The 23,210-nt window shown below is 71.8% G+C and carries 18 protein-coding genes; 6 read left to right on the forward strand and 12 right to left on the reverse strand.

From position 1 onward, the window contains the following. Positions 1–6: 6 nt before the first annotated feature. The 6 genes from AEQ27_RS14475 to AEQ27_RS14500 form a co-directional block, all read right to left on the reverse strand. A complete protein-coding gene (locus AEQ27_RS14475; protein ID WP_054147310.1) occupies positions 7–1,134 on the reverse strand; it encodes a DegT/DnrJ/EryC1/StrS aminotransferase family protein in 1,128 nt (375 codons plus the stop codon). 90 nt (positions 1,135–1,224) lie between these two features. Next, positions 1,225–2,469 (reverse strand): lipopolysaccharide biosynthesis protein, encoded by a 1,245-nt coding sequence (locus AEQ27_RS18125; RefSeq protein ID WP_082383619.1) that lies wholly within the window; start codon positions 2,467–2,469, stop codon positions 1,225–1,227. Between the two features lie 127 nt (positions 2,470–2,596). Continuing rightward, a complete protein-coding gene (locus AEQ27_RS14485; RefSeq protein WP_082383620.1) occupies positions 2,597–3,934 on the reverse strand; it encodes a nucleotide sugar dehydrogenase in 1,338 nt (445 codons plus the stop codon). Between the two features lie 44 nt (positions 3,935–3,978). Continuing rightward, positions 3,979–5,013 carry a Gfo/Idh/MocA family protein gene (locus AEQ27_RS14490; RefSeq protein ID WP_054147312.1) on the reverse strand — a complete coding sequence of 345 codons (1,035 nt, stop codon included), beginning with the start codon at positions 5,011–5,013 and terminating at the stop codon, positions 3,979–3,981. Beyond that, positions 5,010–6,104, reverse strand: a complete 1,095-nt coding sequence (locus AEQ27_RS14495; protein ID WP_054147313.1) for a DegT/DnrJ/EryC1/StrS aminotransferase family protein — start codon at positions 6,102–6,104, stop codon at positions 5,010–5,012. Before AEQ27_RS14495 ends, AEQ27_RS14490 begins: the two co-directional genes overlap by 4 nt. Before the next feature lie 2 nt (positions 6,105–6,106). After that, positions 6,107–6,748: an acyltransferase gene (locus AEQ27_RS14500; RefSeq protein ID WP_082383624.1), complete on the reverse strand. Its 642-nt coding sequence runs from the start codon at positions 6,746–6,748 to the stop codon at positions 6,107–6,109. A gap of 132 nt (positions 6,749–6,880) precedes the next feature. Here AEQ27_RS14500 and AEQ27_RS14505 point away from each other — a divergent pair, with 132 nt between their 5' ends. From AEQ27_RS14505 to AEQ27_RS14525, 5 genes are read left to right on the forward strand one after another with little or no spacing between them, the layout of a single operon-like run. After that, on the forward strand, positions 6,881–7,585 hold the full coding sequence (locus tag AEQ27_RS14505; protein ID WP_054147315.1) for a sugar transferase: 705 nt from the start codon (positions 6,881–6,883) through the stop codon (positions 7,583–7,585). After that, positions 7,582–8,220, forward strand: a complete 639-nt coding sequence (locus AEQ27_RS14510; RefSeq protein ID WP_235451108.1) for a NeuD/PglB/VioB family sugar acetyltransferase — start codon at positions 7,582–7,584, stop codon at positions 8,218–8,220. The genes AEQ27_RS14505 and AEQ27_RS14510 overlap by 4 nt, the downstream gene beginning before the upstream one ends. Continuing rightward, positions 8,217–9,542 (forward strand): glycosyltransferase family 4 protein, encoded by a 1,326-nt coding sequence (locus tag AEQ27_RS14515; RefSeq protein WP_054147316.1) that lies wholly within the window; start codon positions 8,217–8,219, stop codon positions 9,540–9,542. The genes AEQ27_RS14510 and AEQ27_RS14515 overlap by 4 nt, the downstream gene beginning before the upstream one ends. Then, entirely contained in the window at positions 9,536–10,978 is a 1,443-nt protein-coding gene (locus AEQ27_RS14520; protein ID WP_054147317.1) for a hypothetical protein, read from the forward strand. The genes AEQ27_RS14515 and AEQ27_RS14520 overlap by 7 nt, the downstream gene beginning before the upstream one ends. Before the next feature lie 9 nt (positions 10,979–10,987). Next, complete coding sequence (locus tag AEQ27_RS14525) at positions 10,988–12,442, forward strand: right-handed parallel beta-helix repeat-containing protein (protein ID WP_082383621.1); 1,455 nt, start codon at positions 10,988–10,990, stop codon at positions 12,440–12,442. Positions 12,443–12,467: 25 nt separating this feature from the next. On the opposite strand, the gene AEQ27_RS17475 is transcribed toward AEQ27_RS14525, so the two are convergent. The 6 genes from AEQ27_RS17475 to AEQ27_RS14555 all read right to left on the reverse strand — a co-directional run bounded on the left by AEQ27_RS17475 (position 12,468) and on the right by AEQ27_RS14555 (position 22,065). Next, a complete protein-coding gene (locus AEQ27_RS17475) occupies positions 12,468–13,292 on the reverse strand; it encodes a low molecular weight phosphatase family protein (protein WP_054147319.1) in 825 nt (274 codons plus the stop codon). Beyond that, positions 13,289–14,446: a glycosyltransferase gene (locus AEQ27_RS14535; protein ID WP_152970394.1), complete on the reverse strand. Its 1,158-nt coding sequence runs from the start codon at positions 14,444–14,446 to the stop codon at positions 13,289–13,291. Before AEQ27_RS14535 ends, AEQ27_RS17475 begins: the two co-directional genes overlap by 4 nt. 161 nt (positions 14,447–14,607) lie before the next feature. Next, on the reverse strand, positions 14,608–16,005 hold the full coding sequence (locus AEQ27_RS14540) for a polysaccharide biosynthesis tyrosine autokinase (protein WP_054147321.1): 1,398 nt from the start codon (positions 16,003–16,005) through the stop codon (positions 14,608–14,610). A 92-nt stretch (positions 16,006–16,097) separates the two neighbouring features. Next, positions 16,098–17,174 carry a non-hydrolyzing UDP-N-acetylglucosamine 2-epimerase gene (gene wecB / locus AEQ27_RS14545; RefSeq protein WP_054147322.1) on the reverse strand — a complete coding sequence of 359 codons (1,077 nt, stop codon included), beginning with the start codon at positions 17,172–17,174 and terminating at the stop codon, positions 16,098–16,100. Between the two features lie 161 nt (positions 17,175–17,335). Further along, positions 17,336–19,663: a hypothetical protein gene (locus tag AEQ27_RS14550; protein ID WP_054147323.1), complete on the reverse strand. Its 2,328-nt coding sequence runs from the start codon at positions 19,661–19,663 to the stop codon at positions 17,336–17,338. A gap of 212 nt (positions 19,664–19,875) precedes the next feature. Continuing rightward, positions 19,876–22,065, reverse strand: coding sequence for an ATP-dependent Clp protease ATP-binding subunit (locus AEQ27_RS14555; RefSeq protein WP_082383623.1), 2,190 nt, complete (start codon positions 22,063–22,065; stop codon positions 19,876–19,878). Between the two features lie 172 nt (positions 22,066–22,237). Between AEQ27_RS14555 and AEQ27_RS17480 the strand changes: the two genes are divergently transcribed. Beyond that, the coding region (locus AEQ27_RS17480; RefSeq protein ID WP_152970395.1) for a hypothetical protein at positions 22,238–23,210 on the forward strand (973 nt) is incomplete at its 3' end.

Raw genomic sequence — 23,210 nt, forward strand, 5'->3', positions numbered from 1 at the left:
CCCCGGTCAGGGCCGACGGTCGAGTGCTGCCGAGAGCAGCTCGAGCACCCGGTCGACGTCGAGGTCGCTCAGCACCGAACCGCTCGGCACGGTGAGCCCGTGCTCGAAGAGGCGGTCGGCGACACCCGTCACCGTCGACCCGGCCGACGCGAACACGGGCTGTCGGTGCATGGGGTTCCACAGACGACGGGTCTCGACGGACCGGGCGGCGAGGGCGTCACCGACCCGGGCGACCGATGCCGGATCGTCGAAGATCAGCGACGTGAGCCAGACGTTGTCGTCACCGTCGATGCCGTCGTGCAGCAGTCGGACGCCCTCGTACGACCGGACGAGTTCGCGGTATCGCTCACGGATCACGCGCCGTCGGGCGATCATGTCGTCGAGGCGCTCGAGCTGGGCACGGCCCAGGGCGGCGAGCACGTTGCTGAGTCGGTAGTTGTAGCCGATCTCGGCGTGCTCGTAATGGGCGACGGGGAGGCGGGCCTGGCTGGCGACACGCCTGGCCTCGGTGGCGAGCTCGATGTCGTCGGTGAGCAACATGCCACCGCCGGACGTCGTCATGATCTTGTTGCCGTTGAACGACACGGCCGAGGCGTGGCCGAAGGAGCCGGCGGATCGACCGCCACGGGTCGCACCGAGCGACTCGGCGCTGTCGCAGAGCACGGGGACCCCGTGTCGCTCGGCCACCCCTTCGATGCGGGGCAGGTCGGCGACCTGGCCGTAGATGTCGACCGGCATGACGGCGGAGACGCGTCTGCCCTGACGGGCCAGGGCGGTCAGGGTCTCGTCGAGCAGCTCGGGGCACATGTTGCCGGTGCTCTCGACCGAGTCGACGAAGAAGGGCTGAGCCCCGGCGTGGACGACGGCGTTGGCCGTCGCCGCGAAGGTGAAGGTCGAGGTCACGACGACGGAGCCCGGGCCGACACCCAGACCTCTCAGACCCAGGTGGAGCGCAGCGGTACCGGACGAGACGGCGACACCGGCGGCGACACCGACCCGGGCGGCGATCTCTCGCTCGAAGGCGTCGACCTCGGGGCCGAGAGGTGCGACCCAACCGGACCGCAGGGCGGCGTCGACGGCGTCGCGCTCGCGTTCTCCCACATCGGGGGCGGAGAGGTGGATCTGCGTGGTCATGACACTCCCTGGCTCGTCTTCTTACTGACATATTACACATGATGTACGCTCAGGTAAATATCGGTGCGACGGTCGACAGGCTGCCGATCGTCATCCGTGCACCGATGCCGTCGACCGCCCACCCACCGCGAGACGATCGGCCCGCCGCGCCGCGTGCAGCACGAGCACCAGGAGAGCCCCGTAGCTCACTACGGAGGCGGCCGACCATGCGACGACCGACCCGAGGACACCGGCGCCGGTGGTGCCGGTGCCGACGACGGCCACCGTCGTGGCCACGAGCCGGGCGACGTCCCACCCGAGCTGCGTGGCCTGACGTTCGAGCATGGGAAGCACGCGGGACAACGGTGACGCGATCATCTGGGCGACGAGGGCCGGGACCACGGCGACCGCGGTCGAGGCGGACTCACCCCAGGCGTCACCGAAGAGCACCGGGAACGACGGAGGCGCGAGGACGACGCAGAGGACGCCCCCGGTCGAGGCCACCCCGGCGAGCGGGACGAGGAAGCGCGTGACCGAGCGCGAGAGCCCCCCGCGTCGGGCGCGTGCGAGCGCGCCGATCTGCCCTTCGACCTGCAACCCGACGGCGTCGGCCACCATGCCGACGGGAGCACCGAGCACGCGCATCGTCAACGCGAGGGCCCCGATCGCCGGAGCACCGTGCAGGGAGGCCAACAGGACGAGCAAGGCCTGCTGACCGGCGACGTTGACCAGGCTCGACCAGGTCGTCACGAGCGGGAAGCGGCGGTAGCGCACGCTGACGGAGCAGACGACCAGCAGGCGACGCGTCCGGGCCACGCCCCGAGCCACCGGTTGGCGGCGCGCCCCGGAGTGCCTTAGCCGGGACCGGTCGCGTCGTCCGGGGAACGAGCCGACGAGAGACGCGGAGCGACCGGCCGCCACACCGAGCACGAGACCCAGTGGCCCCCCGAGGGGCGCGAGGGCGAGGTTGCAGGCGACCTGCCCGAGGCCCTGCCAGGCGGTGCGGCGGGCGAGGGCCCGGTAGTCACGGCGGCGGGCCAGCCAACTCGTGACGACCCGTTGCAGGGCGACGACCACGATGGTGACGGGGCAGACCCACCAGAAGTCGGCCAGCACCGGAGCGCCGGTCAGGCGGGCGAGGGCGGGCCCCCAGCACCACGCGGCGACCGTGGCCGCCAGGCCGACGACCACGACACCGCCGAGCGCCAGGGTGACGAGCGCACGGGCCGACGTCTCACCCCGTGGCACGACGACGGCCCGGTCGTAGCCGAGCGGCGCGACGGCGCCCCCCATCGCGGAGACGGCGGCGACCCCGGCCAGCGCTCCGAGATCGGCCGGGCCGTAGAGGCGCGGGATGAGCGGCGAGGCGGCGCGGACGACCCCCGCCCCGCGAGGCTGCCCCCGAGGACAGTCAGCGCCGGGCGGGACGAGATGCCGCGCATCCCGACGAGGAGACGCCGGATCGTCGACCGGCCGGCGCCGATCACGGGCCTGCGGGGACGGCGAGCCCGTCGGCGGAACGCGCCACGGCCGCTCCGTCTCCGATGGCGGTCACCACGGCCGAGGGCCAGGCGGCCGGGTCGAGGATGCGTCGGCCGTCGACGACGGATCGCACGCCCGGCACGTCGCCCGCGCCCCACAGGCGGGAGGCCTCGCGATCGGCCTGCACCACGACCGCATCGGCGGGTTCGCCCCGGTGGTGCGCGGTGAACCCGAGCTGGGACAGGTCGTCGTCCGAGTAGAGCGGGTCGTGCACGACCACCGTCGCCCCCGCTCGTTCGAGAGCGCCGACGGTCGCGAACACACCGGAGAAGGCCGTCTCTCGCACACCGCCGCGATAGGCGGCTCCGAGCACCGCCACCGTCTCGCCGGAGAGGTCACCGTGCACCCGTGCCAGCAGGTCGACGGCATGGTCGGGCATCGTCGCGTTGCGGGCCCGCGCCGCTCGCACGGTGGCGGCGTCGGGGTCGTTCCAGAGATAGAGACGGGGGTAGACGGGGATGCAGTGCCCGCCGACGGCGATGCCCGGCTGGTGGATGTGACTGAACGGCTGCGAGTTGCAGGCCTCGATGACCTGCGCGACGTCGATGCCGACGGTCTCGGCGTAGCGGGCGAACTCGTTCGCCAGCCCGATGTTGACGTCGCGGTAGGTGGTCTCGGCGAGTTTCGCCATCTCGGCCGCCTCGGCGGACCCGAGGTCCCAGACACCGTTCGGCCGGGCGAGGTCGTCACGCGGGTCGAACTGCAGCACGGACTCGTAGAACTCGATCGCCCGACGCGCGCCCTCGGACGAGAGTCCCCCGACCAGCTTGGGGTATCGACGCAGGTCGGCGAAGACCCTGCCGGTGAGTACGCGCTCGGGCGAGAACGCGACGTGGAAGTCGACGCCCTCACGCAGCCCGCTGCCCGCCTCGAGACGAGGGGCCCACCGTGAGCGGGTGGTACCCACGGGGAGGGTCGTCTCGTACACGACCAGGGTGCCCTCGGTCAGCACACCTGCGAGGGAGTCGGTGGCGGCGTCCATCCAGCCGAAATCGGGCCGGGCGTCATCGTCGACGAAGAGGGGCACGACGACCACGACCACGTCGCTGCCGGGAACGGCGTCGGCGTAGTCCACCGTCGCCCGGAGGCGCCCGGTGGGCACGAGTTCGGCGAGCCGGCGAGCCAGGTCGTGCTCGCCCGGGAAGGGCTCGACGCCGGCGCCGACCAGCTCGACGACACGTGGTGAGACGTCGACGCCGACGACGGTGTGCCCCGACGACGCGTACTGCACCGCGAGAGGGAGGCCGATCTTGCCGAGGCCGATGACGGTGATCTTCATGGAGCTGCTCTTTCGGGTGGAGGGTCGGTCTTTCGGGAGGCGCATCAGGCGGGGACGACGGAGGCGGGGGCCGGGTCGCGTGACAGGTCGACGGGTCGGCCGGTCGTGGCGGACTCGATGGCGGCCTCGGCCACCCGCAAGGGGGAGAGGCCCTCACGGAGGGTGACGACCCGCGACGGACCATCGCCACGGACGGCGTCGCGGAACGCCTCGTGCTCGACGAGCAGGGGCTCCCTCTTGTCGAGGGCGTAGCGGACCATGGACCCTTCGGACACCCCGCGGAAGGCCGCGACGGCGTCCCACGACGTGTCGACCGTGCCGTTCTCGTAGAAGGTGAGGTCGGCCGTGAGGGTGTCGGCGACGAACGTGCCTCGCGAACCGGTCACGACCGTGAGCCGCTCCTTGAAGGGAGAGAGCCAGTTGACGAGGTGGCTGGTGACGGTGCCGTCCTCGAGGCGACCGGAGAACGCCACCAGGTCTTCGTGCGGCCGGCCGCTCTTGTGCGCCACCTGACCGAAGACACTGCGGAAGCCGCTCTGGACGAGCCATGCGGTGAGGTCGATGTCGTGGGTGGCCAGGTCTTTGACGACGCCGACGTCGGCGATGCGGGCCGGGAAGGGCCCCTGACGTCGGGTCGCGATCTGGTGGACCTCGCCCACGTCACCCGCTTCGAGCCGGGCACGCAAGGACTGCAGCGCCGGGTTGTAGCGCTCGATGTGCCCGACGGCCCCGACGAGTCCCCTGCTCTCGAACGCCTCGACGAGCCGACACCCGGCGGCTCCGTCGTGAGCCACGGGCTTCTCGACGAGAGCGTGGACGCCCGCCTCGGCCAGCCGGAGGCCGACCGCCTCGTGGTACGCGGTCGGCACCGCGACCACCACGGCGTCGACACCCAACCGCAGCAGTCCGTCGACGTCGTCGACCAGGGGCAGACCGCCGGCGACTCCGTGAGGGTCGCCGCACGGGTCGGCCACGCCGACCAGTTCGACGCCGTCGACGGCCCGGAGCACCCGTGCGTGGTGCCGCCCCATCATGCCGAGACCGATCAGCCCGGCGCGCACGGGATGCCGGCCGCTCATCGGCCGGCCCCGGCGACGAGTTCGACGCCCTGCACGATGCGATCGAGCTCGGCGTCCGTCACGGACGGGTGGACGGGCAGGGACAGGGCCTCGCGCGCAGCCCGTTCCGTCTCGGGCAGGTGGACGTCGGAGCGGAAGGACGGGAGCCTGTGGACCGGGGTGGGGTAGTAGACACCCGTGCCGATGCCGTGTTCGCGTTCGAGCGCCCGGGCGAAACCGTCCCGGTCGTCGGGCACCCGGACCGTGTACTGGTGCCACACGTGGGTCGCCTCGCCGGCCACGGTCGGCGTGACCACCGACTCGATGCCCGACGAGAGTCGCGCGGCGGCGACGCGGCGGCGCTCGGTCCAGGCGGCGAGCTTGCGCAGCTGCACGCGACCGATGGCGGCGTGCAGGTCGGTCATGCGGACGTTGAAGCCGACGACCTCGTTCTCGTAGCGACGTTCCATGCCCTGGTTGCGCAGCAGGCGCAGCAGACGTTCGACGTCCCGCTCGCCGACCGAGACCATGCCGCCCTCACCCGAGGTCATGTTCTTGGTCGGATACAGGCTGAAGGCTCCGGCGGCACCGAACGTGCCCACACGGCGTCCGGCCCACGTGGCTCCGTGCGCCTGCGCGGCGTCCTCGAACACCAGGAGGTCGTGTTCGGTGGCGAGCTGCCCGATGCCCGTCATGTCGGCCGGATGACCGTACAGGTGCACCGGCATGACGGCCCGGGTCCTCGGAGAGAGGACGGCTCGGACCGACTCGACGTCGAGGCAGAAGTGTCGGGGCTCGATGTCGGCGAAGACGGGCGTCGCTCCCACCAGGGCGACGGCGTTGGCCGTCGCGGCGAAGGTGAAGGACGGCACGACGACCTCGTCGCCGGGCCCGATGCCCGCCGCGAGCAGACCGAGGTGGAGGGCGGTCGTGCCGGAGTTGACCGCAACGGCGGGGCGGCCGGCGCGGGGCGCTGCCGCGAACTCACGCCCGCAACCGGCGGCCTCGGGGACCGGGGCCGGCATGCCGCTGGCCATGACGGCGTCGGCCGCCGCCCGTTCGTCGTCGCCGATCAGCGGTCGGGCCGCCGGGATGGGGAGGGGTGTCGCCATGGTCATCGTTCCTCTCGGAGGGCGTCGTTCTCGACGCGGTAGCGGGTGCCCGTCACGGGGCAGACGAGGGAATCCCCGTCGGGGACGAGCGAGACCCCGGCACGACCCACCCAGCCGATCCGGCGGGCGGGGACGCCGGCGACCAGCGCGTGGTCGGGGACGTCACGGGTCACGACCGCACCGGCGGCGACCATCGCCCACCGGCCGATCGACACGGGAGCGACGCAGACGGATCGCGCGCCGAGCGAGGCACCGTCGCCCACGCGCACGCCCACCGGAGTCCAGTCGGACGGTTCTTTGAGCCGCCCCTCGGGGCTGACGGCCCGCGGAGCGCGGTCGTTCGTGAGCACGACGGCCGGCCCCACGAAGACGCCGTCGCCGAGGACGGCGGGCTCGTAGAGCAGCGCGTCGTTCTGGATCTTGCACCGGTCGCCCACGACGACGCCGGCACCGACGTAGACGCCCCGTCCGATGACGCACTCGCCACCGACACGGGCACCTTCGCGGATCTGGGCCAGTCCCCAGACGCGCGTCGACGGCCCGACGCGGGCCTCGGGCGCGACATCGGCGGACGCGGCGACGTGTGCCGGACGCGATCCCACCGCGGCAGGGCTCTGAGGCGTGGGGGGCGGTGTCGGGTTCATGGCTTCCTCCATCTGGGGTCGGAAAGTAGAATACGACATGTCGTCACAAAATACCAGGAAGACATGACACTAGCCAGACGGCGGCGCCTCACCTAAACTGACATTTCACACATCTTAGAACGAGGAGAAACCGTGTCACGACCCGAACACGACCCAGCCGGAGCCCGACGGGCGGTCTACGAGACAACTAAGCGCGCGCTCGACGTGCTCTGCGCCTCCTCGGCTCTCGTCCTCCTGGCGCCGGTGATGCTCGTGGTGGCGTCGAGCGTGGCGGTCTTCCTCGGGCGCCCGGTGCTCTTCCGTCAGATGCGGCCCGGGCGCCACGGCGAGCCGTTCGCTCTCGTCAAGTTCCGGTCCATGCGCGACCTCGACACCGCCGACGGACCGCTCAGCGACGCCGACCGCCTGACACGTTTCGGTCGCCTGCTGCGGTCCACCAGCCTCGACGAACTGCCGAGTCTCGTCGCGGTGGTCCGAGGCGACCTCAGCCTCGTCGGCCCACGCCCCCTCTTGATGCAGTACCTCCCCTTGTACAGCGAGCACCAGCACCGCCGACACGAGGTCCGTCCCGGCCTGACGGGACTCGCCCAGGTGAGCGGGCGCAACCTCCTCGACTGGGACGAGCGATTCGATCTCGACGTGCGGTACGTGGACGAACGGGGGCTCCTGCTCGACCTGCGGATCATGGCGCGGACGGTCGGGTGCGTGCTGCGGCGGACCGGTGTCAGCGCCGCCGGCGAGGTGACCTGCTCTCCCTTCACGGGGTCGGCGCGCCTCGAGCGCGAAGGGTCCACCGACGTCACGTCGACCGCCGCCGAGATCGAGGTCGCGGCGTGAGCGGGGCAGGTGCCGCCGGCGGCCTGGTCGTGATCGGCGCGGGCGGCATGGGCCGCGAGGTCCTCGACGTCGCCCGCGCACTCGGTCGCCCCGTGGCCGGAGTCGTCGACGACGGCCCGTCCGCCGACGACCTGCACCGGCTGTCCCGGACGAGCACGGCGTACCTCGGCAGCATCGACGGCTGGCTGGCCGGCGGCGCGCACGAGCCCTGGGTCGTCGGGCTCGGCGACCCCGGCGTACGGAGTCGGGTCGTGGCACGCGTCGCGACGGCCGCGGGCCACCCCGCGACGCTCGTGCACCCGACCGCGACCCTCGGCTCCCAGGTGCTCCTGGGCGACGGCACCGCGATCTGTGCGGGCGTGCGGGTCTCGACGAACGTGCGCGTCGGCCGTCACGGGCTGCTCCTCGCGAACGCCGCCGTGGGCCACGACAGCCAGCTCGGCGACGTCGTCAGCGTGAACCCCGGTGCGGTCGTCTCCGGGGCCGTCACCATCGGCGAGGGCAGCCTCGTCGGGGCGGGGGCCACCGTGCTCCAGGGGCTGCGCGTCGGAGAACGCTGTGTCGTGGGCGCCTCCGCCTGCGTCGTGCGGGACGTCGCGTCCGACACCGTGGTCCGTGGGGTCCCGGCTCGATGAGCGAGCCACGGATCGTCTGGTTCGTCAACCACTACGCCACCAACCAGCACCGCGACGGCCGTAGCGGTCGGCACGAACAGTTCGCCCGACGACTGCCCGACACCGGTTGGCGCGCCGTCGTCATCTCCGCGAGCACGGACCACCCCAGCGGCCGCCAGACGATGCGTCGGGGTCGCCTGCGAGAACGCTTCGTCGACGACGGACACGAGTTCGTCTGGCTCCGAGGGGTGGCCTACGCCCGAGTCCGGCTGTTCCGCATCGCGGACGTCCTGCTCTTCACCGCACTGCTCCTCGTCCCCGGCATGCTTCACGGCCTACCTCGCCCGGACGTCGTCGTGGGCGGTTCGGTCCACCCACTGGCCGCCTGGGCCGCCTCGCTGATCGCGAGACGATCGCGCGTCCCCTTCGTGTACGAGCCCCGTGACCTCTGGCCCGAGACGCTCGTCCAGTTCGGCTCGATCGGTCGACGCTCGCCGATCGCCCTGGCGCTCGCGGCCATCGAGCGGCACTGCGTCCGCCGAGCCGTCGTCGTGGTGTCGCCCCTCGAGGGTGCCGGCCGGTACTACTCGGCGCGCGGACTCGAGGCGCCGTTCGCCTGGGTCCCGAACGGGGTGTCGCGCCAGCTGGTCGACGAGATCGAGGACGACCGCGGCGCGACGATCGGCGACACCGACACCGACACCGACACCGACACCGATCACACCTTCGAGATCGCCTACCTGGGCTCGATGGGCACCGCCAACAGCCTCGCCCCGGTCGTCGACGCGTTCTGCGTCGCGGCCGCCCGCCTCACCGGTCGACGCCTCGTGCTGCGGCTCGTGGGCACGGGCCCCGATCGCCAGCGACTCGAAGAGCGGGCGGCCGCCAGCCGTCACGCCTCCCGCATCGTCTTCGAGGGACACCTCCCCCAGAGCGAAGCCCGAGCCGTCGGCCGCCGAGCCGATGCCCTGATCGCCAACCTGCGCCCTCTCGAGCTCTACCGGCACGGCACGTCGCTGAACAAGTTCTTCGAGTACCTCTTGCTCGCCAAGCCGGTCGTGCTGGGCGCCTCGGTGCCGCGTGACCCAGTCACCGACTCCGGGGCCGGCGTGCGTGTGCCGGGCGACGACGTGCCGGCCCTGGCCGACGCCATCTGCCGCGTGGCGACCATGAGCGCGCCCGAACGCCTCGAGCACGGCGCCCGGGGCCGCCGGCACGCGCTGGCGCACTACGACTACGACGTCCTCGTCGCCCGACCCGCCGCGGCCCTCGACCGGGCGATCGCGACCCCGCCTCCACCCCCGCGTCGGCCGGGGACCGGTCGACGAGCGGCGCCGTGGTGACGGCCGCGCACGGCCTCCCCGGGTCGACGCTCCCCCGATCGTCCGCCGCCCTGCTGCGGCACGCCGCAGGCGTCTCGATCGGCACGATCGTCTACGCGCTGTCGCTGCACTGGGTCTACGCGAACCTGATCACCGTCCCGTTCGCGTACGCCGGCTTCACGTACCGCGAGGCGAGCCCGCAAGCGACGGTGGCCACGATCGCGGTCGCGTGCGCCGTCGCGATCACGCTCCCCGCTCGGCCGCAACGCGTGTCCCACGTCATGCTCTGGGTGCTCTTCGCCGTCGGCGTCGCTCCGGCCCTGCTGATGGTGGCGTACACCGGTTACCTCGAGGCCGACGACGCGGTGCTGGCCAGCGTGACGGTGGGCGTGGCGTTCGGCGTCGCGACCGTCGGCACGCGCCTCCTGGACGGGCGCGGACGATCGGCGGCCCTCGCGGGATGCTCATCGAAGGGCGAGGGGCCGCTCGACCTCGGCCCCTTCGCCCCTGGACCCGGCTCGCATCCCGGACGACGTCTCCCACCGAGTGCTGCCCTGTGGGCGGTCTGCGGACTGCACTCGGCCCTGACGTACGGCGTGATGGCCGCGACCACCGGCCTGTCGCTCCGTTTCGTCGCCTTGGACGACGTCTACGACGTCCGCGCCGTCTACAAAGAAGAGGTGCAGGGCGACAACGGCCTCCTGGGCTACCTGCTCAGCGGCCAGGCGAACGTCGTCAACACGGTGATGATGGCCCGGGGCCTGAGCCGACGCAACGTGCCGTTGATCGCCGTGGGCGTGATCGGGCAGCTGCTGCTGTACTCGGGCACCGGTTTCAAGACGATCCTGTTCTCGTTCCCGGCCGTCGTGCTCATCGCCCTGGCCACCCGCGTCGCACGAGACCGGACGCGCGCACCCGGCGTCGCCTACCTCGTGGGCCCGGTCGTCCTGATGGTGCTGGCGGCCGCTGCCGACGACCTGCAGGGCGGCATCCTCTGGACGTCCCTGTTCGCCCGCCGGTTCCTCATCACGCCCGGGGTGCTGACGCGCGTCTACGTCGCGTTCTTCGGCGAGATCCCGCCCGCCATGCTCGGCCAGTCCGTCCTCCGATGGTGGGTCGACTACCCCTACGACCGGTCCATCCCGTTGGAGGTCGGGCAGTACCTGCAACCCGGGGGCGCGCTGGCGGCGAACGCGAACCTCTTCGCGGACGGGTTCGCCAACTTCGGCCACCTCGGGGTCCTGGGCACCGGCGTCGTCCTGCTGGCGTTCCTGCGCTTCGTCGACTGGTCAGCCCGCGGGCTGCCCCTGACCGTCGGCGCCATGGTCATGATGATGCCGAGCATCACCCTGTCGAACACATCGCTGCCGACCGCGATGCTCTCGCACGGCCTGGCGCTCGGCACCCTGGTGCTCGCCGTGGCTCCGCGGGTGGGATGGGAGCCTCCGCCGCGCTAGAGTGCTTTCATGCCTCATGCTCGTACACCTCATGTCACCGACCTCGTCGCCGCGCAAGGGCTGGGTCGCCGGGCGCTGCTGCTGACCGGCGTGGGCACGGCGGCGAGCGTCCTCGTCACCTCGGGCCGCGCCTCCCCGGCGGTGGCTGCCGCGACCGACCCCGGGGCCCCCGGGCACGACGCGGCAGCATGCTCACCCGTCGTCGTCGACACGGACGCCACCGACCTCGACCTCGTTCTCGCGGCCGTACCCGAGGGCGGCGAGCTCGTCGTCACGCGCCGCTGGGACCGCACGGCCCCGCTCGAGGTCGTCCGTCCCGTCACCCTCCGCTTCACGGGTGAGGGCCACCTGGTGGCGAACGGTGACTTCAGCGTCATCCGCATCACGGCGTCGCACGTCGCCGTCGCCGACGCCGTGGTCACCGGGGCCGGCGGTGGTCGGACGGGCGCCGGACGGGGCATCGACGTCGTGGGGACGCCCGACGCCCCGCTCGACGACGTCCGCATCTCGGGCGGCAGGCTCGGCGATCTGAGCCACGACGGCGTCCGGGCCGAGCACACGACGGGGTTGGTCGTCCAGGGGGTCACCGTCACCGATGTCGGCTACGCGGGCGTGCTGCTGCGCTCGTGCGTCGACACCGTCGTCCGCCGATGCGACGTGACCGACGTCCACCAGCCGAGTCCGTACGTGAACAGTTACGGCGTGATCGTGACCCGCGACGACACCGTGCCGATGACGGTGTCCGGCCGGTCGACGCGCGTGGTCGTCGAGGGCAACACGGTCACCGGCGTCCGGCTCTGGGAGGGGCTCGACACCCACGCCGGCGATCGGGTGGTCATCCGCGACAACGTCGTGCGGGACTGCAGGGTAGGGATCGCCGTCGTGCCCTGCCGCGACGAGGTCGACCGTTCGTACCGGCACGCTCCCACCGCGTTCGTCGTCGCCGGCAATCTCGTCGAGCGCGTCGACCTGGCGTCGCCCGGTGCCGGCATCCTCGTCAAAGGCGCCGGAACGACCGTGGGCGACGACGTCGAACGGGCGACGGGGTTCGTCACCGGCAACACCGTCCGCGGCCACGGCGGAGGCACCGAGGCCGGGATCGTCCTCTACCTCACCCGCGGCGTCGTCGTGAGCGGCACCACCCTCGAGCGGTGCGTCGACCGGGGCGTGCTGGTGTACCACTCCAACGACGCCCTGACGTTGACGCGGACGTCGGCCTCCGGCCTCGAGGCCTCCACGGCCGGAGGCGCGGTGTCGGTCGTCGAGGCCCGGAGCGGCGCGAACACGGTCACCGTGTCGGCGACGAACGTCGCCCGCGGAGAGGGCACCACCGGCCCGGTGCGGGGCCTCGCCGTGGCGAACCCCGACAACGTGTTCGACCTGCTGGCCAACGACTGGCGTGAGACGGACCTCGCCGTGTGGAACAAAGGGGCCGTCGTGCGCCGCTGGGCCGACGAGGACTGACCGGCGGCCCCCTCAGCGTCGCGCGTCAGGCCGTGGCGAACCCCCGCGCGTCACCGTCTCGTCGAACGCGGCGACCTCTCGGGACGGCGCCGCGACCCACTCGAGCGGGGACGGGAGGGGGGACCGCGACGAAGGCCGCCTCCGACGACCTGGAGACCGCTCGAGCCGGCTCCGTGACATCGCGGGCCCCCGGTTCAGATCGGCGAGCACGGCTGGGCCCTCCGGCGGACGGGTCGACCATCACGGGGCCGAGCGCCGAGGCGATCGTCGTGGCCGCGGTCGCCAGCCGGCGGGCGACGCGCAGATGCACACCCGCCCGTCGCCCCATGGGGTCGACGACGTCGTCGTCCTCGGGGTCGTCGGGACGCAGCACGCTGCCCCGCATGCGCAGCAAGGACTCGAGCGCGACACCGGATCGCCCCGGGCCGGAGTCGACCGCCCCTTCGTCGGCGGCCCAGGCCGCCCCCTCGGTGAGCGCCGCCTCGGCCAGCCGCGCGAATTCGACGATGGTGAACGCTTTCGAGGCGGCCGCAGGGGACATCCGCACGACGTCTCGGCGATGACGGCGACCGGCCGTGAGCACGAGGTCGGCGTCCTCGAGGTCGACGCCCGAGAGCGGCCGGGCGACATGCCCCTCGAGGTCGACCCCGAGGCGCGTCCCTGCCGCCAGCGTCGCCGCGGGCACGACCGCGCCGGGGGTGGTCAGCGTGCCCCGACTCGTGACGGTCACCCGGGCATCGTCGACGTCACGAGCGAGCAGGGCGGCGAAGAGCGGCGACCGGCAGAGGTTGCCCGTGCAGACGACGAGCACGCGCAGGGGCGCGGCAGCGGGTCGACGCGCGGCGTTCACGATCCCCCCTCGCGGGCGTGGCTGCCGGGTGTCGGGCTGCCGATCAGGTCGCGGTAGAGCCCGAGGAGCGTTGCCTCCTCGCCGTCCCAGCTGAACGTCTCGAGCGCGGCTCGTCGCCCGTTCCGGCCGTGACGGTCGAGCAGGTCGGGGTCGGAGTCGTAGGCCGCGACGGCTCCGGCCACGGCGTCGACGTCGGTGGGGTCGACGAAGGTGGCGCAGTCGAGGTGTCCCAGGAGCCTCCGCCAGAGCGGGAAGTCGCTGACGACCACGGCGAGTCCCGCGGCCATGTACTCGAACAGCTTGGTGGGCAGCGAGTTCAGGTGCGCGGCGGTCGGCTCGAAGACGACGACCCCCACCCGGGCCCCCAAGAGCAGGTCGCGCGTGGCCTCGGGCGACAGCCGGCCGTGGAAGACCACGGGCAGCTCGTCGTTCCGCGGTCGGGCGGTCAGCTCGGCGGCTTCGGGCGCCGAGACGTGTCCGGCCAGCTCGAGCCGCCAGCCGTGGGGGAAAGCGGGTGAGCCTGTCAGTCCGGCCACCGCCGCCGACCCGCGGTTCGCGGTCAACGCCCCGACGTACGCCACGACCGGGGGCCGGCGGCTCGGCTCGATCGCCGACGCCTCTTCCGCCCGGAGGCGCGGGTAGTTGCGCACGAGCACCGTCTTGCCCGCCGGGTAGGCGTCGGCGATCGTCTCGGTGGCGGCCACGACCCGGTCGGCCGTCGACACGAGGCGCACGACGAGCCGGGCGAGCGCACGCGCGGGACGCGCCGTGCGACGCGAGACGTACGCCTTCGACGCCACCTGGTCGGGAAGGTCCTCGTGGGCGTCGAAGACCACGCGGCGTCCGAGGACGCGCAGCAGGGGCACCGCCCACACGAGCTCGGGGTCGTGCAGGTGACACAACCGCGCCCTCGAGCGCACGGCGAGCCGGACGGCCTGGGCCGAGCCGAACGTCATGCGGGCACGACGACGGCGGCGGGGGATCGTCACGACCTCGACGCCCGTCTCTCGGGTGGTGACGTCGCTCTCGACGGCGATCAGGCGCACCGAGTACCCCGCGGCCGCGGCACCGGCGGCCTCGCGCAGGTGGACGCGGTTGTCGGTCCAGGGGTGGGCGCTCGACACGTGGACGATGTCGGGAGGTGATGTGGTCATGGCGTTCCGTTCGTTCGGAGGTGACAGGAAGAGGGCGTCGAGGACCGGCAACGGCGAGCGGTCGCCCGTCTGGAGGCGCGGCTCGGCCCGAGCTCGGACCCAGGGTCGTCGAGCGACGCCGTCGGCCGCACGGCCGACAGGATGGACAGGGACCGCGTCGTTCAGGCCCGGCGGAGGAGCCCCCGCAGGGAACGACGCGGGACATCGATCTCGCTGTAGTAGTAGTAACGGGAGTCGGCCCGGCGCCGACGCCCCATGGTCAGCACGGCGGCGCGCGGCGTGCCGCCGACGGCGTCGAGGCGTTCGAGCGCCGAGGCGACCTGCGCACGGCGGGTGCGCCCGGAGGCGACCACGAGGAGGACACCCGTGACCATCTCGCTGATGAGCGCGGCGTCGGTGACCGACAGCAGGGGCGGGGTGTCGACGACGACCACGTCGTACCGGCCCCCCAGGTCGTCGAGCAGCGCGCGCATGGCCCCTGAGCCCAGCAGTTCGCTGGGGTTCGGCGGTACCTCGCCGGCCGGCAGCACGGTGAGACCGTCGTGCCCCCAGGACTGCAGTACCTCGTCGAGCTCGAAGCGCCCGATCAGGACGTCGGACAGCCCCACCGCGCCCTCGATGCCGAGGATTTTCGCCAGATTGGGCCGCCTCATGTCGGCGTCGACCACGACGGTCCGCAGCCCGGCTTCGGCGAGCGAGACCGCGAGATTCGCCGTGGTCGTGGTCTTGCCCTCGCTCGGCCCGGCCGAACTGACGGCGAACGAGCGCGCCGCCGCCCCCGCACCCAGGAACCGGATGTTGGTCCGCAGCATGCGGAACGCCTCGGCCTGGACGCTGGCACCCCCGTCGCGGGCGACCACCGGTCGCCGCCGCACCTGAGGATCGAACGGGATCTCGCCGACGACGGCCAGCTCGCCCTCGACGACGAGATCGTCGCGCCCCCTGACCTTCGTGTCGAGCGCCCGCCGGGCGAGGGCCGCCGCGGCACCGGCTGCGAGGCCCAGCAGGAGGCCGAGCGCGACGTTGGCGACGGTGCGGGGGGTCGCCGGCGAGAGCGCCGGCGCGGCGGGCTCGACGACCTCCATCGTGACGGACGGGACGCCGGGGGCGAACTCGGGCTCGAGTTCGGTCGTCACCACGGTGCGCAGGCTCTCGGTGACGGCGTTGGCAAACTCGGCCGCGCGCTGCGGGTCGACGTCGGTGACGGCCACGGTCATCAGGGTGCTGGCCGTCGGCGAGCTCGCCGTCACCTGGCCGGCGAGCTCGTCGACCGTGACGCTCGGCCCCCGGTCGGCGACGACGGGGTCGAGCACGCGAGGAGTCGTGACGAGCGTCGTGTAGGTCTTGATCTTCTGCTGGGCCGCGTTCGACCCCGAGGCGATCTCCATCGCCGTGGTGTCGGATTGTCCTCGAACGGCGACGAAGATCTTCGCGCTGCTGACGTAGGTCGGGGTCGCCACGGCCGAGACGGCGTAGCCGAGGCCACCCCCGACCACGAGACCGACGACCACGAGCAGCCAGCTGGCGAGCAGGGCTCGCAGGATGTCGGTCACGCGCATGGATCGGGGCCTTTCGGGTGTCGACGCCGGGTAGACGATGTTTTACATGTTATGTGGATCAACGACGGGGCACAAGCTTTCATGCCCTGTGCTCAGAAGCGGGACAGCATGGCGTCGACCACCCTGGCGGCTGCGCGGCCGTCCCCGTACGGCGCTGCGGCGGTCTCGGGACACGGCAGCGCCGCCAGCCGCGCGGCGATGTCGAGAGGGCTGTCGCCGACGAGGTCGTTCCAGCCGAGCCTCACGGTCTCGCCCCATTCGGTGTCCGCCCGGACGGTGACACACGGTCGGCGCAGGAGGAACGCCTCTTTCTGCAACCCGCCCGAGTCGGTCACGACACCCGAGGCCCCGTCGAGCAGCCCGACGAGGTCGAGGTACCCGACCGGCGGCGCCACGACCATGCCCGGTCTCGACAGCTCGATCCCCCAGGAGGAGGCGCGCGCCCGCAACCGCGGATGCGCCAGCAACAGCACGGTGCGCCCGGTCTCGGCGACGCCGGCGAGGCCGTCGAGCACCTCTCTCAGCCGCCGGGGATCGTCGGTGTTCGACGGGCGGTGGAGCGTGGCGAGCACGTAGGGACCTCGGGCCGCGGCCTCGCTCGCCGGGCCGACCCGCGCCTCCTGGTGGGCGAGACGGTCGTGGACCGCGAAGAGGACGTCGGTCATGACGTCGCCGACCAGCACGGAGCGCCGCTCGAGCCCCTCGTCTCGCAGGTGCCCGAGGGCCGTCTCGGAGGGCGCGAGACAGAGGTCGGCGGCGTGGTCGGTCATGACGCGGTTGTGCTCTTCGGGCATGGCCCGGTCGAACGAGCGGAGCCCGGCCTCGAGGTGCGCGACGGGAATGCCCAGCTTGACGGCCGCCAACGTCGCGGCGAGCGTGGAGTTCGTGTCACCGTAGACGAGGACGGCGTCAGGACGACGTCGGTGCAGCACCCCCTCGACGGCCTCGAGCATGCGCCCGGTCTGGGCACCGTGCGACGCCGACCCGATGTCGAGTTGCTCGTCGGGTCGCGGGATCTCGAGTTCGTCGAAGAAGACGTCGGACATCGCCGCGTCGTAGTGCTGGCCGGTGTGGACCACCACGTGGTCACACCGGCCGGCGAAGGCGCGCGCCATGGGCGCCAACTTGACGAACTGGGGTCGGGCGCCGACGACGCTCATTATCTGCATGTACAAAATGTTACATGCAGAACGTCGATCCGACCAGCCCTCAGGTGTGGGAGGCCACCACGACGGAGCCCGTCCGACACGGCGACCTGCCGCACACCTCGGCGGGGTGGGCGGCACGACGTCATCACCGGCCGGTCGCGCTCCCGACCCGGCCGATCGCATCAGCCGTCCGAGGCATCGACCCCGGGTCGTCGTCGGGCCGCCACGACGGCCCGGGCCCCGGCGGCGGAGAGCAGCACGCCGAGCCCGATCGCTGAGAGCCCCAGGGGCGAACCCGTGAAGGCCAGCGCCGCAGCGACCGGCGCGGCCTGCGCCGGCGCGACGGCCTCGCCGGGGACGGACGCCTCGGCGGACGAGGTGGCCGTGACACGGCTGCCCCACCGGTCGACGCCCCGGACGGTGGCCGAGACGGTGACTCGGCCGGTGCGGGCGTCGGCGGAGGTCACGATGCTCGGAGCGCTCGTGCAGTGGGTCGCCCGTCCGAGCCCGAGACGGTCGACGTCGCAGGTGAAGCCCGAAGCCCACAGGCCGGACACCTCGACGTTGCCGGTGTTGACCACCCGGACCCGTCCCCGCCAGGCGTCTCCGACCGCGATCTCGTTCACGCGTCCGCCTGCCTTGGTGACGACGGCCGTCGCCGAGAGCGCGGGGGCCGGCTTGACGAGCCCGATCGGATCGGAAGCCCGCGGGGCCTGCACGAGGGTGCCGTCGGGGCGGAACCCGGTCGCCGTGGCGGACAGCCACATCAACGGTGAGCCGAGGTCGTCCTCGACGATCGTCTGCGGCGCGATGATGCAGTCGAACGAATCACCCGGCACCAGACGTTCCCCCTCGCAGTCGGTGTCGATCGCGGCGCCCGACTCGTCGGCCGCGCCCGCCCGGCCCACCTGCGGCAGCCCGTCCACGACCTGCAGCGCGACGTCGGTCAGGGTGACCGTGCCCTGGTTGGTCAGCGTGTACCGCGCGTCGACGACGTCGCCGGGACGTGCGTCCTCGCCGGTGCGATCGGCACCGTCGGCATCGCGGACGGTGACCGAGCTGACGATGCCCACCGAACCGGCGGGGTCGGTCACGGGGACCTCGGCTCGGGCCTCGTCCGTCGACAGGACGATGCCGAGGCGCGAGACCGCGCCGGCCCGGACCGTCGCCGTCAGGGGGCCACCCTCGTCGACGGCTTCCTGATCGACCAGGTAGGTCGGTGACGTGCAGGAGGCGCGGGCACCGACGGGCAGGTCGGTGGCGTCGCATGACATGCCCCGGCGCGTGCTGGCCAGGTCGTGCACCGGGGCGTTGCCCACGTTGACGACGGTCTGCACCCAGGTGAGCCGGTCGCCGACGTCGGCGACGCCGGCCGCGCCACCCTCGGCGACGTCGTCGAGGCGAGCGTCGAGCCGCGTGTCGATGGAGGCCGCCTCGGGGTCGACCGCGATCGTCCGATCGACGGCAGGCAGCAGCCCTGACAGGGTGCTCTGCGACGCCGCGACCACGTGACTGCCGGACGCGGAGGCGAGGACGGGGACGACGACCCGGCACGCGACGTCACCCTCGGCGAAGTCGGCCTGGACGCGGATCGCGTCGGCCCCGGACGGAGCCGTGACGTCGGCGGACGAACAGGTCGAGGTGGCCTCACCGGACGATGCGACGGTCAGCCCGTCGGGCAGGGTCTGCGCGAACGACCAGCCAGGCTTGGCACCGGCCTCGCTGGTGTTGGTGACGTCGAGGACGAGATCGACCACGTCGCCCACCACGGCCGCGGCGGGCAGGGACAGGTCGGCCTGCGGGGTGGCGTCCACGACTCGGACGTTGTCGAAGGCTCCGTCGTTTCCCGCGCCCCCGCCCTGCAGGTTGCGCAGCCGGACGCCCAGCTCGGTGCCCGAGAAGAGCAGGGCACCCTTGCTGGCGACCGTGCCGCCGCGGATCGTGTGGCCGTCGACGACGAACTCCTCGAGGTCGGGGTCGAGGCAGGGGTTGATGGGAGTGTCGGACACGGGCGTCTCGACGTCGCCGTCGAGCAACGAGAACGAGAGCAACGGGTCGTCGGGAGCCGAGCAGTTGGCGGCCACGGTATCGACGGAGAACGTCACGAACCGGTTCGCCACGTCGACCGGTACGGGAGCGACGGTCTCGAGTTGGACCTTGTCCGCACCGGGCGCACCACCGTTGGTGTACGCCGAGATCGCGCGGTTGCCCTTCGGGTCACCGTCGCCACCGATGACACCGAGTGCCTGAGCGAGGGAGCGGAGGGCCGGACCGGCCGCACAACCGGGGGTCGTCGCGCCCGCCCCCACCACGAGGCCGTTGCAGCGAACCGCATCGGCCCAGATCGGGTCGGCCGAGTAGCGCGTTCCTGTCGAGCCGACGTAGTCGGTGATGAGTCGGGCCGTCGACGACGGATCGTTCTCGAAGTCCTCGACGGAGAGGGGCCGGGGGTCGGCCGGTTCACGGGTCGGCGTGACAGCCGATCCAGTCGATCGAGCGCGATCGGGCATCGTTTCACCGGGCGATCCGGCGACCGCCGGGGGCGCGGCCGAGGCCGCGAAGAGGAGAGCCGACAGCCCTGTCGCAACCGCGACCCGTGTCGCGGCCAAGCCCTTCCGTCGGCGGGCGGAGGAAGACGGGGAAGCGGACATGCGAGCCTTTCGTGCGACGAAACCGAACCGCACGAGACTAGCACTGACATGTCACACGATAGTGGCTGGGGTCAGTCGAGGTCGCCGAGATCGGAAGCCGAGGGCTCGGTCGCGTCGTACCGCGAGACGGTCAGCCCCTCGCCGTCGGGCGAGACGTCCACCCGGACGGTGTCGCCGTCGACGATCTCGCCCCCGAGCAGTGCCATCGCGAGCTTGTCGTCGATCTGGCGTTGCATCAGGCGGCGCAACGGTCGGGCACCGTAGATCGGGTCGTAGCCGCGCTCGGCGAGCCAGGCGCGCGCGTCGGGGGTGACGGCGAGCGAGAGGCGACGGTCGGTGAGGCGACGTCCGAGGCGGTCGACGTAGAGCGAGACGATCTGGCCGAGGTCGTCGGCGCTGAGGGTCGAGAACACGACGATGTCGTCGAGCCGGTTGACGAACTCGGGCTTGAACGCCTGGCGCACGAGACCCTGGACGAGCTCTTCCTTCTCGGGGTCGCTGAGGCCGGGGTCGGTGATGACCTGTGAGCCGAGGTTCGACGTGAGCACGAGGATCGTGTTGCGGAAGTCGACGGTGCGGCCCTGGCCATCGGTCAGCCGCCCGTCGTCGAGCACCTGCAGCAGGACGTCGAACACCTCGGGGTGGGCCTTCTCGACCTCGTCCATCAGCACGACGCTGTAAGGGCGTCGGCGGACGGCCTCGGTCAGCTGCCCCCCGGCCTCGTAGCCGACGTAGCCGGGAGGCGCTCCCACGAGCCGGGACACGCTGTGCTTCTCGCCGTACTCGCTCATGTCGATGCGGACGAGGGCCTTCTCGTCGTCGAAGAGGAAGTCGGCGAGAGCCTTGGCGAGCTCGGTCTTGCCGACTCCCGTCGGGCCGAGGAAGAGGAACGAGCCGGTCGGGCGATCGGGGTCGCTGATGCCCGCGCGGGTGCGCCGGACCGCCTCGCTGACGGCCTGGACGGCCGCCTTCTGACCGATGAGGCGCCTCCCGAGTTCGCTCTCGAGGTGCAGCAGCTTCTCAGTCTCGCCGCTGAGCAGGCGACCGACCGGGATGCCCGTCCACGCGGCGACGACCTCGGCGATGTCGGAGTCGGTGACGGCGTCGCTGACGAGTCGGTCGCCGCTCTTCTCGAACGACTCGGCGTCGGCGAGGCGCTTCTCGATGTCGGGGATGCGCTCGTAGCTGATGCGGGCAGCGTCCTCGTAGCGCCCCTCGCGCAGGGCACGGTCGGCGTCGATGCGCGCCTCGTTGAGGTCGCTGCGCAGCGTGCCGACGCCTTGCAGGGCGGCCTTCTCGGCCTGCCACCGGGCGTTCAGGTCGTCGTAGGCGGCCTGCTGCTGGGCGATGGTCTCGCGCAGGGTGGCGAGGCGGGCCTGCGAGGCGTCGTCCTTCTCCTTCTTGAGCGCCAACTCTTCGATCTGCAGGCGGACGAGACCGCGGTAGAGCTGATCGAGTTCGACCGGCGACGAGTCGATCTCCATCTTGAGGCGCGAGCCGGCCTCGTCGACGAGGTCGATGGCTTTGTCGGGCAGCTGTCGACTGGGGATGTACCGGTTGGACAGGGAGGCGGCGGCCACCAGGGCACCGTCGGTGATCGTGACCCCATGGTGCGCCTCGTACCGCTCTTTGAGGCCGCGGAGGATGGCGACGGTGTCCTCGACGCTGGGCTCACCGACGTACACCTGCTGGAAGCGGCGCTCGAGCGCGGCGTCCTTCTCGATGTACTGGCGGTACTCGTCGAGGGTGGTCGCTCCGATGAGGCGCAGCTCACCTCGGGCGAGCATGGGCTTGAGCATGTTCGAGGCGGCGACCGAGCCTTCGCCTCCCCCTGCGCCCATGAGGGTGTGCAGCTCGTCGATGAAGGTGATGACCTGGCCGTCGCTCTTCGTGATCTCCTTGAGGACGTCCTTGAGGCGTTCTTCGAATTCGCCCCGGTACTTCGCGCCGGCGACGAGGGCGGCGAGGTCGAGGCTGATCAGCCGCTTGTCTTTGAGACTGTCGGCCACGTCGCCCTCGACGATGCGCTGGGCCAGCCCCTCGACCACGGCGGTCTTGCCGACGCCGGGCTCGCCGATCAGGACGGGGTTGTTCTTGGTGCGACGGGTGAGCACCTGGCTGATGCGCCGGATCTCGGCGTCGCGGCCGATGACGGGATCGAGCTTGCCGCTGCGGGCGATGGCGGTGAGGTCGACCCCGTACTTCTCGAGCGCCGACTTCTGCTTCTCGTCGGAAGCCGGAGCGCCCTGCATGTTCGCCATGGATGTGCCTTTCTCGGAACTTGAGTGGAACTGGCTCAAGTTTACGCCTGATCGCTCGGCGGGCAAGACCTGACGCTCGTCATGTTGTACATGTCTTGTTTTGTGTCTAACATTTCAGTACTCGTTCACCTGGCGGCGTCTCGCTGCCCAGACAGGAAAGAACACCTCACGCATGAAGAAAACACTTAGGCGCGTCGGCGCGGTCGGGCTCGCCGCAGCCACGGTCGTGCCCGGCCTCAGCTTCGGGCCCGCGGCCCTTGCCGCCCCCGCCACACCGGACGCCGAGGCGACCGTGCAGGTCATTTTCAAGGACGGTGCCAAGTATCACACTGCCTCCGCCAGCACGGGCCCTCGGAGCAACGTGACATACCCGGACCTCGCCTCAGCGACACAAGGCGCTCCTCGACTCGGCGTCAAGCCACTCGACAACGGCCTCTTCGCACTGCTCACGACCCGACCGTCCGACGGGAACCCGGCTTGCTTGTACATCCCCCCCGTAGAGATCGCCGGCATCGTCCAGATGCGGACTTGGGATGGCGCAGAGTGCGACACGTCCGATGTCGCGACGCAGTGGTGGTTCGACGGCACGACACTTCGAAGTGCGGTCTTCCCCAGCAAGGCCATCGGAGGCGTTGGCGAGAATCTCTATAGCAATTACCTCAGACTGCTCAACGGAACGCCACTCACCCTCGAGTCCGATCTTTCAGCCCTCTACGCCCTCGTGGGCAAGGTCAACTCCATCGACCTTCCCGCACGCCTGGCTTCGATCGGTGGAATGGCCACACCCGGTTCGTTCATCATCGTGAACGGTGACGAAGAGGTCGAAGTCGCCGCCGACGGGTCATGGTCATATCAAGTGTCGGGTTTGAAGCTGGGGTCGAACTCGGTGGAACTCGAGCAGTACGAGAACGGCGTCAAGACCGAGGAGTCGACTCTGGATGTCGTCCTCGACGTGCGCCCCGTGTCGGCGGCGGTGTCGTTCCCGGTGGACCTCGGCCAGGACGCCATGCTCTCCGGTGCCGCGCAGCCCGGCGCGACGGTGATCGTCACCGACGTCGACGGCACCGAGATCGCCCGCACCGACGCCCGCCCGGGCTCGGGCATCTGGTCGACCCCGATCCCGGCCCCGAACGCCGGTGGCGACT

Source organism: Frigoribacterium sp. RIT-PI-h, assembly GCF_001297205.1.
GTDB lineage: Bacteria > Actinomycetota > Actinomycetes > Actinomycetales > Microbacteriaceae > Frigoribacterium.

Bases quoted from the DNA above. Each gene is read 5' to 3' on its own strand.
- AEQ27_RS14475 (WP_054147310.1), bottom strand. From the start codon at position 1,134: ATGACCACGCAGATCCACCTCTCCGCCCCCGATGTGGGAGAACGCGAG.
- AEQ27_RS14485 (WP_082383620.1), bottom strand. From the start codon at position 3,934: ATGAAGATCACCGTCATCGGCCTCGGCAAGATCGGCCTCCCTCTCGCG.
- AEQ27_RS14490 (WP_054147312.1), bottom strand. From the start codon at position 5,013: ATGAGCGGCCGGCATCCCGTGCGCGCCGGGCTGATCGGTCTCGGCATG.
- AEQ27_RS14495 (WP_054147313.1), bottom strand. From the start codon at position 6,104: ATGGCGACACCCCTCCCCATCCCGGCGGCCCGACCGCTGATCGGCGAC.
- AEQ27_RS14500 (WP_082383624.1), bottom strand. From the start codon at position 6,748: ATGAACCCGACACCGCCCCCCACGCCTCAGAGCCCTGCCGCGGTGGGA.
- AEQ27_RS14515 (WP_054147316.1), top strand. From the start codon at position 8,217: ATGAGCGAGCCACGGATCGTCTGGTTCGTCAACCACTACGCCACCAAC.
- AEQ27_RS14525 (WP_082383621.1), top strand. From the start codon at position 10,988: ATGCCTCATGCTCGTACACCTCATGTCACCGACCTCGTCGCCGCGCAA.
- AEQ27_RS14535 (WP_152970394.1), bottom strand. From the start codon at position 14,446: ATGACCACATCACCTCCCGACATCGTCCACGTGTCGAGCGCCCACCCC.
- AEQ27_RS14540 (WP_054147321.1), bottom strand. From the start codon at position 16,005: ATGCGCGTGACCGACATCCTGCGAGCCCTGCTCGCCAGCTGGCTGCTC.
- wecB (WP_054147322.1), bottom strand. From the start codon at position 17,174: ATGCAGATAATGAGCGTCGTCGGCGCCCGACCCCAGTTCGTCAAGTTG.
- AEQ27_RS14550 (WP_054147323.1), bottom strand. From the start codon at position 19,663: ATGCCCGATCGCGCTCGATCGACTGGATCGGCTGTCACGCCGACCCGT.
- AEQ27_RS14555 (WP_082383623.1), bottom strand. From the start codon at position 22,065: ATGGCGAACATGCAGGGCGCTCCGGCTTCCGACGAGAAGCAGAAGTCG.